We start from the raw sequence: 13987 nt of genomic DNA, 5'->3' as shown, positions 1-13987 counted from the left end.
GAAGGCGATGCGCATGTTATATTAATAGAATAGTTTTACTTATAAAATGGAAATCAAGAGGAGCGCGCTGTCCGACACGATCAACTTAGAGTTGTACTCGCCAACGGCAAATCATAACTCTGTTATGCCGAAATACGGACTACCCTCTGAGGTCAGATTTTGTAGTCGGTGTTGTATATCAAACCAACGTCCAAGCTCTGCAGTTGAGTTTAAGCATACAAAAGAGTCACGGAAAAAGACTATTGCCTTTGATATTAATAATGTTTGCGACGCGTGTCTTACTGCCGAGAGAAAATCAAAAGAGATTGACTGGGAAAGACGTGAGTCAGAACTGAAGGCGTTGTGTGACAAATACAGGTCTCAAAATGGTAGCTATGACTGCCTTGTACCGGGATCAGGCGGGAAAGATAGCTTCTATCAATCTTGGGTGTTAAAGTACAAATATGGGATGAATCCTTTGACCGTCACTTGGGCTCCAAATATCTATACAGATTGGGGATACCATAATTTCCAGTGCTGGATACATTCGGGTATGGATAATTACACAATGACAACATCAGGTCGTTCAAAGCGATTACTAACGCGACTTGCTGTGGAGAATATCTTTCACCCTTTTCAGCCATTCATTCTTGGTCAAAAGTGCTTCGCGCCTAAGATGGCTGCTCTATTTAAGATACCACTAATCTTCTACGGAGAGAATGAGGCAGAATATGGTAATCCTATTGAAGATAATGCAGATGCACAGAGAAGTTTTGAGTACTTCTCTTCGAACTCAGAAGATGAATTGTTCATAGGTGGTGAGAGCATTAAAAGCTTGAAAGAAAATTTTGGCTTGACTTCCGCAGACCTCCAACCTTTCCTGCCCAGCTCAATGCAGCCATTGAAAGACATAGGGGCTGAAGTCCACTACCTAGGATATTACTTAAAGTGGCATCCTCAGTCTGCTTATTACTTTGCAGTCGAAAATGGAGGCTTTAAGGCTAGTCCAGAGAGGACGGCTGGGACATATTCAAAGTACAACTCTATTGATGACAAGATTGATGACTTTCATTACTATACTACATATGTTAAGTTTGGAATAGGGCGCGCAACTTACGATGCATCACAAGAAGTTCGCTCAGGAGATTTGGAAAGAGATGAGGCTCTTGCGCTCATTAAACGCTATGACGGTGAATTCCCTGAGCGCTGGTCAAGTGAGATATTTGATTATCTGAGTATTGATGAAGATTCTTTCCCGAAAGCTTCAAAGATGTTTGAACATCCACTAATGAATAGAGAATACTTTGAGGCGCTGTCAAACAGGTTTAGGTCGCCACACTTATGGCAATACAGTGGTGGTACTTGGTCACTTAGAAAGCAGTCTTTTAATGCGTAACCTTCGAATCATTCCTCGGCTGGACATCAAGAGTGGCACCCTAATCAAGGGTGTTCAAATGGAGGGTTGGCGTAAAGTTGGAGATCCGATTCTGGCGGCCAAGCGCTATTCGGAATATGGGGCTGATGAGTTACTCTTTATGGATGTGGTTGCAAGTCTTTACGAGAGAAACACTTTACATGAGATCGTTGAACAAGTTTGTTCGAATGTCTTTATCCCTGTAACCGTAGGTGGTGGTATTCGTAAGATTAAGGATGTTGAAACCCTACTCTCGAGAGGGGCGGACAAAGTCTCAGTTAACACTGGTGCTTTACTTAAGCCGGAACTCATCAATGAGATTTCCGATCGATATGGTTCTCAGGCCACTGTTCTGACTGTTGAATGCTTAAAATGTGGCGAAAAAAGCTGGGAAGCATTAACGGATAACGGTAGAAATCGGTCTGGTCGAGAAGTTATTGAATGGGTTAAAGAGGCTGAGAACCGCGGCGCAGGAGAAATAGTCCTTACGTCAATTGACCAAGATGGAAGAGGCTACGGATTCGATATAGACCTTGTCGACATCGTTTCACAAGCCGTAAATATACCAATCATAGCTTCAGGCGGATTCGGTAAGCCTTCGCACATCGTCGAACTAATTAAGTCTACAGATGTTTCAGGAGCTGCAATCGCACAAGCACTTCATTGGGAGAAAGTAAGTTTCAGTGAAATCAGAGATTCATTGCGCGATAACAATGTTTTTCTGAGAGATATTGAGGAATGAATATGCTATTTTATTTTATGCCTCCAAGTGTAGAGATCGCTAAGGTCGTAGCACAAGATCCTGATGTCATCTTATTCGTAGACCTGGAATCCCTAGGGAAGCAAAAAAGGCAAGGGCATCTTAAAACTTGGAAAAGCAAGCATAGTATTACACATGTTAATGATATTAGGGAAGCCTGTCCCGATACTGAACTGCTTGTTCGCATTGACCCTCTTAATATCAACTCACAAGAACAGGTAGATAATGTTATTAGGGGGGGAGCTAATGCAATTATGTTACCCATGTTTCATGATATCGACGAAGTCAAAGCAATCGTAGAGCTTGTTAATGGACGGACTAGATTAGTTCCACTCTTTGAGACTATTTCATCTCTTAAGATTCTCGAGGACGCAATCAGATTATACGATATCAAAGATCTTCATTTTGGCCTTAATGATTTATCATTGGATCTTGGTTACAATTTTCTATTCGAGGTGATTTCGAATGGGATTCTTGAGGAGAGCTGCTCATTTCTTAGATCGAATGGTATAGATTTTGGAATAGGAGGGGTAGCACGCTCTCAAGAAGGTGTCATTTCTCCTGAATATCTCTTAGGCGAACATGTGAGACTGGGCTCTACTCGGGTAATATTAAGTCAGACATTCCATAGAAACCCTAAGGATCTCAATGCGATGGCTGATGACATGAACTTCTCAGAAGAACTCAGCAAGCTCAAAAAGATATACAGTAATTTCAGCAAATGCTCTGATGCTGAGCTGAAGACGAATCAGCTCATGACAAATTCTAGAATAAAAGATGTCTCAAATCTAATTCATAAGTCAAAATGACCACGATGCCTCCATCCATTCTCTTTAATAGCAGACGAATATCGTCAATCGATCCTACTTATATTGTGGCAGAGATTGGCGTAAATCACAATGGCAATATTTCACTTGCTCATAAACTGATTGACTCTGCCAAAGATGCTGGAGCTGATGCAGTTAAGTTTCAGACTTATGTAACTGATGAGCTAGTTATTCGCAATACCAGAACAGCTAAGTATCAGAAGGAGAATGCTTTATTTGATGACCAATATACTATGCTTGAGAAATATGAACTCTCATTCGAGTCTTTTCATGAACTATATCGGCATTGCGCCGCAGCGGGTATCGATTTCCTTTCGACACCCTTTGATCCAGTCAGCCTAAGATTTATCGCAAACTTAAAACCTGTAGCAATCAAATGGGCATCTGGTGAACTTACAAATAAGATGCTTTTAGATCAAGCTGCAAAAACGAGATTGCCCATAATTTTATCTACTGGTATGTCAAGAATTAATGATGTTGACGATGCAATTACTTGGATTGGGAGGAACACTCCCCTTGTAGTTCTTCAATGTGTTTCGAACTATCCTGCTGCAATGTCAGATCAAAACCTTCGCGTTTTGCCATTCCTTGAGAATAGATATCAGTGTCCTGTTGGCTTTTCTGATCATACTCAAGGTTTTCAATGTGCAATTGCAGCAAAAGGTCTCGGCATGTCAGTACTAGAAAAGCATTTTACACTTGACAGAAATCTCGATGGACCAGATCACAAGGCATCTGTCGACTTTACTGGGCTTAAAGAGCTGGTCAGTGAAGTCAGAAGTATTGAAGTAGCTCTAGGGAATGGGGTCAAGCTGCCCGCACCAAGTGAGCTTGACGCTAAAACAGTAGCCAGAAAAAGTCTATTTTATGCACGCTCTTTGAAAGCTGGGCATATCATTACCAAAAATGACTTAGCCGCAAAGAGGCCCTCCTTTGGAATCCCGCCAAGTGAATATGAAGCATTTCTTGGAAAGCAGTTAAAGATTGATTCTGTAAAAGATGTAGCTCTCAGTTATGAAGACTTCGAGTAAGCATAATCTGTGTCTCTTTGGCGCAGGTGGTCATGGGAGAGTTTTGGCTGCTCAAATTGAACGCTTCCTCCATGCCTCTGTAGTTTTCTGTGATCGGTCGCTTTATGGACAAAGTGTTGCAGGAATACATGTCTTATACAAGGAAGCTGCAGATATTGATAGTGAAAGGATTTGCATATCAATAGGGGATAATAGTCTCAGGGAAGAGCTTCACAATCTGCTCTTACCAAAGATCAGTCCGCCGATAATCATCAACAGCGATTATAACTTTGCCGCAAGCATAGGAGCCGGTTCGCAAATTTTGGCTGGGTCTGTGATTAATACAATGTCAGTAATAGGAAGTAGTGTGATCGTCAACACAAATGCTGTTGTAGAGCATGACTGCACTGTTGGAGATTTTTGTCATATTGCGCCAGGGGCTTTGCTAGGTGGCGGAGTCAGCTTGGGTAGTTCCGTTTTTGTCGGAACAGGCGCGGTTATTCTTCCAGGTTTACATGTGCAATCTGGTACAATTATTGGAGCAGGGTCTGTAGTTACAAAGGACATTTTAGATCCCGGTATCTGGGTTGGCTCACCAGCTCGCCCACATCTGAAGAATTCGCAGAGACTATGAAGCCATCAACATGTGTTGTTATTGATTATGGTCTTGGAAATATTTTTTCAGTACTAAATGCTCTCAAAGCTCAGGGGGTAGATGCTTGCCTTACATCAGATAGACATTTAATTCAATCAGCGGACAGAGTAATTCTTCCGGGCGTTGGAGCATTTGGTCGGGCTGCGCAGAGACTTCGCGAACTGCATTTGGATGAAGCTCTCAAATGCTTCACTGGTACGGGGCGTCCTTTTTTAGGTATATGCGTAGGAATGCAACTATTAATGACTACAAGCCGAGAATTTGGAGAGCACGACGGACTTAACCTTATTCCGGGAGTAGTGGCCAGAATCTCTGAACATATGAATGCAGATAATTCGATGAGAATACCAATTATAGGATGGCACAAAGTAACCGGTCATAAAGCCAACTTAAATTCCTTAGCTCAGAACTTAGATGGATCTGCATACTATTTTGTTCATTCTTATGCTTGCCAACCTCTTGACACATCTGTGGTGACAAGCACAGTTTCACATAGTGAGACTGTAGTTGTATCTTCAATTCAGCATGAAAACATTATGGGTGTTCAATTTCATCCGGAACGCTCATCATTTGCCGGGCAATCTCTGTTAAGCAAATTCTTATCTTTATAAGCCTATATCGCCTTCTGATAGCCCTTTAATTATTCAGATTAGTGAGTGTTCTCTCATCGTTCTACTTAGTCTCGATTCTTTTATTATTAGGTCGTGTAAGTGGTTTTTTTCGTGATTGGCTTATTGCTTATGTAGCGGGTGCAGGCATAAATAGCGACCTTGCTGTTGTTCTAATTACATTACCGGATCTAGTTGTAAACCTAGTTGTAGGAGGCGGGATAAGCGCAAGCCTTGTACCTAAATATCAATCAATTGGGGAGTCGCAGTCATCAGCTTTATATCTCTCACTTCTAAAGTCGTTTTTTATTGGATTCTCCATAATTGCATGTATTATTTCTGTATTGTCGCCATCTTTAATTTCTTTTCTAGCCCCATCGGCCTTTCGGATGGGCGTAGACAATGTGTATTTATATCTTTTTGCTCTCTCTACATTAGCAATTCCTCTAACGGCTTTGAGTGGTCTTAATCAATCACTTCTAGTTTCGAAGAGGCAGTTCCTGTTTAGCCAGCCCGGAAATCTTATATTCAATCTCTCAATCATAGCCTGTGTATTCATCGGATTACGCGCTCAGTTTTTACCAAGTGTAGTAACCGGTATTTTGCTCGGGTCATTGATTCGCCTCGGATGGCAATACATTGGGATTATCCGTCAATGGACGCTACCCTCCAAAAATAAAGTTCGCAAAGGGGTAAGCATTGGAAAAAGTCTATTTGCTACAACAGTTTTTGCTGGCATTTTCTCCTTCTTGCCAGTTATTGGGCGTTCATACTCCTCATCTTTGTATCCCGGTGCGTTGTCACTTTTTAATTACGCTTTTAGGCTTACTGAGATTCCTATTGCTCTAGTATTTGCTTCGTTATCTACTGTCTACTTGCCTAGACTATCGCGCGAATACAATGAAGATATCACTTCGTGTCGTAAGTCTATTGAAGACCTCGTCCGATTCTCTCTTCTGATTTCTCTATTCCTATGTTTGCCGATTCTCCTTCTGAGTGACCAAATACTCAGCACGGTTTTCGCTGGTGGAGCCCTAGAAACCTATCAAGTTCAGATAGTTTCCTCCTTAATAATAGTATTTATTTTCACCATTCCCTTTCGAGGTTTAACCGTTCTATCGCTACCTCTTTTGTCCACAACCAAGAAACATGGTTTGTTATTGGCTGTTTCTATTTTGACTGCAGCTTTTAGTATACCATTGATGAACATTTCAACTAGAATGTATGGCTTAGTTGGCACCTGTGCGTCGCTAGGATTCGCATACATTATGCCATCAGTAATATTATTCTTTTCCATTGCAAGATCTCTGAAGTTTAGTCTGTTTCAGCGAGTCTTTAGGAAACCTATTCAGACTTTCTTAGTGCCATCGATAGCTTCTATGCTCAGTTGCAAGTTGTGTATAAGCATGTTTAGTCATCAGCTATTATGGATACCTTCGTATATCTTGTCAATCGCAGTATTTATCGCATGTCTTGCACTTGAGCCTTCTTTAAGGCAAGATTATTCAAAATTAGTTTTGGGATTATTCCGAAAATGATTGATTTAGCAATTATACCTGCTCGTGCCGGTTCAAAAGGACTCCCAGGTAAGAATAGTGCAGATCTTGGTGGATATCCCCTTATTGCCTGGACCATAAGATCTGCTATCAGCGCAAATCTCTTCAAAAGAGTAGTTGTGACAACTGATTCCCAGCATCTAGCAGACCTATCATGTAAATATGGTGCTGAAGTCCCTTTTCTTCGACCGAATGACTTGGCAACATCCGAGGCTTCATCTGCTTCTGTAATTTATCACTGTCTGGACCAAACCGGCTGCTCTGGAACTTTTGCTTTTCTTCAGCCTACTTCTCCATTTCGCAATAAAGATCACATCATAAGTGCATACAAGCAATTTAAATCTATTTCGCCTGCAAGTTCTCTAATCTCAACTGTAGCTGGCAAGCCATATCAGTGGTGTCTTGAGTCTTCACCTGATCAGATAGTCCGCCCTGTGACGAATTCCTACGCTCTTGTATCTCAGCGGCAATCTACTAAGCCATCGATCTGGCCTAACGGAGCGATTTACCTTAGCGATGCAAATCTTTTTCGAGCATCAGGCTCCTTTCTTTCATCTCACACACAAGGTTTTGAGATGAGCGAAATAGACAGTATAGACATTGACTACATGGACCAACTAAATGTTGCTCGAGCTATAGTTAGTTATGGCTTGCGTTCAATTGATAAATGAATATCCACTATGTCACTGGTTCTAGGGCAGATTTTGGATTGATGTCTGCTTGTTTAACCTCTATTCAATGCAGTTCAAGCCATAATATAGGCCTTGTTGTCACCGGTCAGCATACTATCGCAGAATATGGATCTACTGAGCAGGACGTATACAATTCAGGCTTATCAATTGTCGCCAGAATTCCTGTTTTTCTGCAGGGAAAGAGCGGCCTTGAGATGGCCAAAGCCTTCTCCACTCAACTCTCTGGTTTTTTGGATTTTTGGACTGTTTCGCGTCCTGACCTCATCCTCGTTCTAGGCGATAGAGGAGAGATGTTAGCCGCATCAATTGCCGGAGTTCATCTAGGAATTCATATTGCACACATACATGGTGGTGAACTATCGGGCACATTAGATGAAAGCTTTCGCCATGCAATATCGAAACTAGTACATTTTCATTTTGCGGCTTCAGAAGATTCTGCAAACAGGCTTAAGAAGCTAGGGGAAAATCCCAAGAATATATATATTTTAGGCGCTCCAGGTCTTGTAGGACTTATGCCCAGCGGTCCACGTGAATTAGTCTCGCCAAAAATTCGAGCTAATTATAAGCTGTATGGTAATAAGGTTGCTCTCTTAATATTTCATCCTGTTGTTCAGGAATCACATCTGGGGCAAACCCATATCAAGACAATTGTCGAGTCATTGCTCGAAAGAAAAATCTCAACCCTGATCCTTAGACCAAATTCTGATGCAGGTGGATGTGAGATTAGCCATTACCTAGATCAGTTGAATTATCCTGGATTAGTTACGGTGATCTCGCACTTGGCCAGGAGTGAATTTATCGAGTGCCTATCAGGAGTTGATTTTATTATAGGCAATTCCTCATCTGGAATAATTGAGTCAGCATCACTTGGCCTTCCCTGCATTAATCTTGGGAGCAGGCAATCCAATCGCTTAAGGAATAGCAATACAATTGATTGCGAAGAAATTACTAAGTCAAATGTCCTGAAAGCAATAGATGACATGGGTGATGCAAAGTGTGACTTTTCTAATTCTTACGGAGACGGCAAAGCGGACATTCGAATTGTTGAAATACTCGACAAACTTGATATGAATCCTTCATTGCTGTCGAAACTAAACACCTTTTGAGGGTTGTAGATACAATTCAAAGATACAAACTTATCAGTGACTCGAGTTCCGAATTGCGAAATCTTCAGCTGGAAAAACCCAGACCCTGCCCAGCAGCAGTGTATATTTGTGACAACACATCTTGGGTAATTGGATGTTATTAGCAACTTGCTTCTAATGCTATCAAGCTGCTGAATCCAAGATCGTTAGATTGGAGCACGTTCACGGAAAGCTGCTATTTTTCTGCTCCTTTCCTGGTGCAATCGGGCCAGCAGTGGGGCGAAGTATTTATGGCAAATACGCATTAAAGATTGTCATTTGTAAGCGAATCTTTCATAAGAGAGGTCAGCCCAATTAAAATGGTGCCATTAACTGCTGCTTAGCCAAGTTGGACTTCTAGTAAAATGGCATTTGACATAAGGTAGGTAAACTCTAAAGAATAGCCTTGTCGCATTTCTCAATCAGGCCTATATCCAAGATTTAGCTACCGCAGCTGCGGGCGTTTTCCTCGGAAATGCTCGATTGAAGAAGTTGCACTCCTTCCTCAGTGAGTAGTCCCAGACCTTCGTCACAGACCCCGGGCTCTATCTCCGCCCCTATCGGCTATCACCCCATCCACATTTATGTGGGCGATGCGGCCTCACCCTGCCCATGGGTCAGCCATCAACATAGCCGGCGGCACACGCCTGCCTACTCAAAGGCAAGATCGAATTCATCCACTTCTCACGCGAGGGCGAAGATGACCGGCGCGTTTTGAGCTACAAACCCAACGCTGCCAGTATCAGCTACAACAAGCCCATCCTGGAAGAACGCAACCGGCTTGCTCCAGTTCCTTAATTAGATCAGTTCGTTTCAAGCCACAACAAGCTCGCCAACCTTGCGAATTCCTGGGAGGTCTTGCTTGAAGAACTCGTGGTAGAGATCCAGAAGCTTCACCTTCAGATCCTCGAGGTCCTCACCTTGCGTCCAATGATCGGGGTATGCGTTCAGATAACCCAGAAACTGGCCATCGGATTCACGCCAGTAGTTGAAAGACTTGGCGATATAAACAGATGTCATCTTGTCTGGAACCCCTGCATGCTTTCAACGTAGCTCCGGTAAGGCTTTAGCGGAAATGGGCGATCGTGGCCGAAGCCCTTTGGCAATTGCTACCGATGACGCCCATCCCGACTCCCGTTGCGCCAGGTCAATCAACGGTTGGCGTTGGTATCGAGCATGAAGCGCTGCTTCAAGGCCAATCCCTTTCCTGAGCCGAAGCAGCCGGGTCGCTGTCCAGCAGTTCTGAACGCTGGCGCAACCACTCAAGAGGACTCGACCGCAAAGGGTGCAGGCTGACAATACCGGTTTCAGGGTCACGCTTGACTCACGGTCTGAGACGTTGAGCCTTCACCGACCAAACGTGCCACTGGCTTTCCCCGACGGATGATCACTTCGTCCTCGTCCAGAGACAGCGCCCCACCCGCTCCACGTGGGAGACAAGATCAGGCGGCAGCTCATGGCGTAACGCCAAATCCACCGTCCAGGGCAACAGCAACTCGTCTATGTCGGCCATCAGTCGCAACCGCTCTAGATGAGTTAAACGAGCAGCATCGACGCACAAATCGATATCCGATCCAGGGCGTTCTTGGCCCATCGCCCGCGATCCAAACAACCACATGGCATCCACATCGGCTTGTTTGATCAATACATCCAACAACCTCTGTTGCTGAGGCCCGGAAATTCCTGGGATTACGACTGTTTGGGCCTTCTCACTGCTCGTAGCATCCATCAGCGTGCCTCTTGCTCCAAGCGGATCTGCAGGCGAGTGCGCAAGCTCTGAAAACAACTGAGGTAGTGCTGCTGAATATTGGCGGCAATCGCATCTGCGGTTGCGCGGTTGTAGGTGTGACTGGTGAGATTGCGGTCTTGAATCATCAGCATCCAAGACTCACCATTTTGAATCAATTCAAGGCGAAAGGCTTCTCTCAATGTGTCGCGGGATCCGAGCAAGCTTTCGTTGCCTTGACTACGCAACAGATCACGGAGCGTGATCCAGGCCAATTCAAAGGTTTATTCAAAGGCCTTGATCAAACCTTGCTGCTCCCGCTCATTCAGCGCAGGCGGCTCAAAAAAACGCTCGAGTTGTTCCAGGGCTCGCTTGTAATTCACAAAGCGCTGCTGCCAGCGGATATCAGCTGCCAAATCATTGGAGCGCATGCATCACCAGTTCAACAAGCGATGCGGACCACCCTTGAGTTGCCGGATCCTCTCTTTGCGCTGCTCAAATCCAGGGCCGAAGGCGAACAGATCACCCTTAAGCAGCACTTGCAGAGCTACGTAGAGCAAGGGCTCATGGCACCAACGCACAGCGCGAGACCAACAGCACGGTCTGCCAGACAGCTCCCAATGGTTGAGGGACGCCTTGCTTTTGATTTCAGCACTCCCAGCAACGTAGACCTCTTTGACCTGCACGAGCCATAACATGCATGAGGCTTCTGCCATCCTTCAAGCGTTGTGCCAACAATCAGGGCTCAAACAGAACAAAGCAAGATTTACTGGGCAAAATTACATTTTATTCGTGAATATTAAAGAGTGAAAAGCCACTTTCATGATGAAGCCTTTTCCCCCACTATCAGCTCACTCGGAAGCGGCACGCCGGCCAATACAATCCCAATCGATTGCACACAGGACAATTGACTTAGAAGCAAACGCGCATCCTCAAGAGCCTGAGAGGAGTTAAAACCTGACTCCACTACAACCAGCAAGCCGATGGGACGAGCATCAGAGCCAGGCCGGATGATCGCATTCATTAGAGGATCTACAGACTTGCAATTTAATCCAACTTCGTTTTGACGAATAAGAGCTTGCGCTAGAGGTTGTACCGCCTCATGCTCCCGAGCAATGCTTAATACATGCCAATCAAGAGAGCGATCAAGCCTGGCTGCCAGTTGACCGATCAAAGATCCTTCTACTGGATCAGACCAAGGGAGCGTGGGCAAAGTAAGCCATAAGGGGTAACCCAATTGGCTTAGAATCCTTGAATGACCAAATACGCGATTAGATCTGCGATCCGCAATTAATGCAGCACCGCTTCCTGCAACCAAACCTCCTAGCAAACCGAGAGCAAAGGATCCACTAGATTTAGTTTTAGAGTGGTTATTATAGGGGACATCCTCAATAGAAATCCAGCCATTACCCGCCTGTGCACTAGTTGATAACTTTCCAATGTTATCCAGCTGTTGAGCTGAAAACACATCTTTAATAGTTTCTAGCTTAGCCTTTGCGTCATCTAATTTGCCTGGACTTACCTCAACAAGCAGCTCAATCTGGGTATTACTATTAACAAGATTTTTGTCTTTTTCGCCTCCAAACTTCAAAGGTTGGACCTTCGCTGAAAGAGAATCATCAGATCCAAACTCATTAGTAGCGAGAGCAGATAAAACCTGAAGAGTGGTCAAAAATTCGCCGGAGCATTGAATGTTAACAACTTCTCCCACCTCAAATATTTGAAACTTTCGTGCGGTCCAAGTGCAAGGGCTTTGTGCAGTATCAACCACCATCCTAATTGCCTTAGTAGCCTTCTCAGGAGGCCTAGACATTGAAACCCCCGCCGCAATGAGTAGCCCTAACAATCCTCCACCTGCAACCCAAATCCAGCGACGCCGAAAAGCGGCAAGCACCTCCCTTAGATCAAATTCATCTTCAAACAAGAGAGCATTTGATTCGAAGTTATTGTTTGTCATCCGGTACCTGGCAACGTAGCAATCCTCGCCTATGGGCTCTCGTTTTGCAAATTCATAATCTCACTCCAACAACCCGGGAGGCTTAAAAAAAACTGCCAGCGTAATAGCCGTCAAAATAGACGCAAGCCTCGATTCAAAAACAAAAGGGCAATACGAATTTCATCCGGGTTTGGCCCATAACCCTTGTATGCCACTCCCAGGCTGCGCAAGACTGGAATCGATCGAGAGCAGTTTTCCAGTGATCACCCCGCTTATCCCTGTGATCCTTTGCGGTGGCACTGGCACACGCCTCTGGCCTCTTTCGCGGGCTAGCTATCCGAAGCAGTATTGGCCCCTCGGAGGCAGCGGCGATGAAACCTTGCTTCAACAAACCCAGAAGCGATTAACCGGAATCAAAGCACTTGGGAACCCTCTGCTGATCTGCAACGAGGATCACCGCTTCATCGTGGCTGAGCAGATGCGCCAGATCGATGTGGAACCTGGAGCAATCCTTTTGGAGCCGATGGGGCGCAATACCGCACCTGCAGTGGCCGTGGCAGCACTTCAAGCAACAGCCAAAGGCGACGACCCCCTCCTGCTCGTTTTGGCAGCAGACCATGTGATTCGTGATAGGTCGCACTTTCAGGCCGCCATTGCTGCCGGTCGTAAAGAAGCGGAGGTAGGCCGCCTGGTGGCTTTTGGGATCGTGCCGACCGCGCCTGAAACCGGCTATGGCTACATCGAAGCCGCCGAACCGCTCGTGCCTGGGGCGCTAACGCCCGTTCCGATTGCACGCTTCGTGGAGAAACCCGATCAAGCCACAGCCGAACAATTTCTCGCCAGTGGGCGCTTCACCTGGAACAGCGGCATGTTCCTGTTTAAGGCCAGCGCCATGCTTGCTGAACTAGAGAGGCTCACCCCTGAAGTAGTGAGCTGCTGCCGCTCCGCCTTGGAACAAGACACGGCAGACCTCGACTTTTTACGCCTGGATCGAGACGCCTTTGCCAAATGCCCCAACGTGGCCATTGATGTGGCCGTGATGGAGCAAACCGAGCTCGGCACCGTGCTTCCGCTCGATGCTGGTTGGAGTGATGTGGGCAGCTGGAGCGCCCTTTGGGACACAGCTGATCGCGATGAGAACGGCAATGTGTTGCGCGGAAGGGTGATCAGCGAAGGCAGCAAAAACTGTTATCTACGCAGTGAACACAGACTGGTTGTAGGCCTTGGCGTGGAAAACCTCGTGGTCGTCGAAACCGATGACGCCGTGCTGATCGCTGATCGCAGCCAAGCCCAAAACGTGAAAACAGTGGTGAAGCAGCTGGAGGCCGAGGGTAGTCCCGAGGGCAAGGCCCATCGCAAGATTTACCGCCCGTGGGGTGCTTACACCGGCGTAGTGGAAGGAACGCGCTGGCAGGTCAAACGCATCTCCGTCAAGCCTGGCGCCAGCCTGTCGCTGCAGATGCACCATCACAGAGCCGAGCATTGGGTGGTGGTGCACGGAACTGCCCTCGTCGAACGCAATGGAGAAACAGAGCTGATTGGCGAAAACCAAAGCACTTACATCCCCATTGGTTGCAAACATCGACTCAGTAACCCAGGCCGTATCCCGGTGGAAATGATCGAAGTCCAAAGTGGTGAATACCTCGGAGAAGACGACATCGTGCGCTTTGAAGACCGCTACGGACGCAGCGATCTGTAAG

The 13987-nt window shown here is 45.6% G+C and carries 17 protein-coding genes; 10 read left to right on the top strand and 7 right to left on the bottom strand.

Annotated features, from left to right (window positions below):
• The first annotated feature begins 124 nt into the window (after positions 1–124).
• The 9 genes from SYNC_RS00865 to neuC are packed head-to-tail and all read left to right on the top strand — an operon-like array spanning position 125 to position 8607.
• Positions 125–1375: an N-acetyl sugar amidotransferase gene (locus SYNC_RS00865; protein ID WP_148201795.1), complete on the top strand. Its 1251-nt coding sequence runs from the start codon at positions 125–127 to the stop codon at positions 1373–1375.
• Positions 1368–2135: an imidazole glycerol phosphate synthase cyclase subunit gene (locus tag SYNC_RS00860; RefSeq protein ID WP_011618161.1), complete on the top strand. Its 768-nt coding sequence runs from the start codon at positions 1368–1370 to the stop codon at positions 2133–2135. Before SYNC_RS00865 ends, SYNC_RS00860 begins: the two co-directional genes overlap by 8 nt.
• The gene (locus SYNC_RS00855; protein ID WP_011618160.1) at positions 2132–2962 is read left to right on the top strand and encodes an aldolase/citrate lyase family protein; all 831 of its coding nucleotides are present in this window, start codon (positions 2132–2134) and stop codon (positions 2960–2962) included. Before SYNC_RS00860 ends, SYNC_RS00855 begins: the two co-directional genes overlap by 4 nt.
• Positions 2959–4011 carry an N-acetylneuraminate synthase family protein gene (locus SYNC_RS00850; RefSeq protein WP_049750307.1) on the top strand — a complete coding sequence of 351 codons (1053 nt, stop codon included), beginning with the start codon at positions 2959–2961 and terminating at the stop codon, positions 4009–4011. The genes SYNC_RS00855 and SYNC_RS00850 overlap by 4 nt, the downstream gene beginning before the upstream one ends.
• A complete protein-coding gene (locus SYNC_RS00845) occupies positions 3995–4624 on the top strand; it encodes an acetyltransferase (RefSeq protein ID WP_011618158.1) in 630 nt (209 codons plus the stop codon). The genes SYNC_RS00850 and SYNC_RS00845 overlap by 17 nt, the downstream gene beginning before the upstream one ends.
• Complete coding sequence (gene hisH / locus SYNC_RS13665; RefSeq protein WP_011618157.1) at positions 4621–5256, top strand: imidazole glycerol phosphate synthase subunit HisH; 636 nt, start codon at positions 4621–4623, stop codon at positions 5254–5256. The genes SYNC_RS00845 and hisH overlap by 4 nt, the downstream gene beginning before the upstream one ends.
• 41 nt (positions 5257–5297) lie before the next feature.
• Entirely contained in the window at positions 5298–6791 is a 1494-nt protein-coding gene (locus SYNC_RS13660) for a lipid II flippase MurJ (RefSeq protein WP_011618156.1), read from the top strand.
• Complete coding sequence (locus SYNC_RS13655) at positions 6788–7480, top strand: acylneuraminate cytidylyltransferase family protein (RefSeq protein WP_011618155.1); 693 nt, start codon at positions 6788–6790, stop codon at positions 7478–7480. Before SYNC_RS13660 ends, SYNC_RS13655 begins: the two co-directional genes overlap by 4 nt.
• Complete coding sequence (neuC, locus tag SYNC_RS00835) at positions 7477–8607, top strand: UDP-N-acetylglucosamine 2-epimerase (protein ID WP_011618154.1); 1131 nt, start codon at positions 7477–7479, stop codon at positions 8605–8607. Before SYNC_RS13655 ends, neuC begins: the two co-directional genes overlap by 4 nt.
• Positions 8608–9438: 831 nt before the next feature.
• Here neuC and SYNC_RS00830 read toward each other — a convergent pair.
• From SYNC_RS00830 to SYNC_RS00810, 7 genes are all read right to left on the bottom strand, one after another.
• The gene (locus SYNC_RS00830) at positions 9439–9645 is read right to left on the bottom strand and encodes a hypothetical protein (protein WP_011618153.1); all 207 of its coding nucleotides are present in this window, start codon (positions 9643–9645) and stop codon (positions 9439–9441) included.
• Between the two features lie 24 nt (positions 9646–9669).
• Positions 9670–9942, bottom strand: coding sequence for a hypothetical protein (locus SYNC_RS14515; protein ID WP_167897127.1), 273 nt, complete (start codon positions 9940–9942; stop codon positions 9670–9672).
• 70 nt (positions 9943–10012) lie between these two features.
• The gene (locus SYNC_RS00825; RefSeq protein ID WP_011618151.1) at positions 10013–10354 is read right to left on the bottom strand and encodes a nucleotidyltransferase domain-containing protein; all 342 of its coding nucleotides are present in this window, start codon (positions 10352–10354) and stop codon (positions 10013–10015) included.
• Complete coding sequence (locus tag SYNC_RS00820) at positions 10354–10626, bottom strand: HI0074 family nucleotidyltransferase substrate-binding subunit (protein WP_237699242.1); 273 nt, start codon at positions 10624–10626, stop codon at positions 10354–10356. Before SYNC_RS00820 ends, SYNC_RS00825 begins: the two co-directional genes overlap by 1 nt.
• A 9-nt stretch (positions 10627–10635) precedes the next feature.
• On the bottom strand, positions 10636–10782 hold the full coding sequence (locus SYNC_RS14910) for a hypothetical protein (RefSeq protein ID WP_011618149.1): 147 nt from the start codon (positions 10780–10782) through the stop codon (positions 10636–10638).
• A 3-nt stretch (positions 10783–10785) separates the two neighbouring features.
• Complete coding sequence (locus SYNC_RS14510) at positions 10786–11067, bottom strand: hypothetical protein (protein ID WP_167897125.1); 282 nt, start codon at positions 11065–11067, stop codon at positions 10786–10788.
• A gap of 104 nt (positions 11068–11171) precedes the next feature.
• Positions 11172–12308, bottom strand: coding sequence for a hypothetical protein (locus SYNC_RS00810; protein WP_011618147.1), 1137 nt, complete (start codon positions 12306–12308; stop codon positions 11172–11174).
• Between the two features lie 238 nt (positions 12309–12546).
• Here SYNC_RS00810 and SYNC_RS00805 point away from each other — a divergent pair, with 238 nt between their 5' ends.
• Entirely contained in the window at positions 12547–13986 is a 1440-nt protein-coding gene (locus tag SYNC_RS00805; RefSeq protein WP_011618145.1) for a mannose-1-phosphate guanylyltransferase/mannose-6-phosphate isomerase, read from the top strand.
• Position 13987: the final 1 nt, after the last annotated feature.

This window comes from Synechococcus sp. CC9311, assembly GCF_000014585.1.
Classification (GTDB): domain Bacteria; phylum Cyanobacteriota; class Cyanobacteriia; order PCC-6307; family Cyanobiaceae; genus Synechococcus_C.
This window is presented reverse-complemented; position numbering and strand designations above follow the sequence as displayed.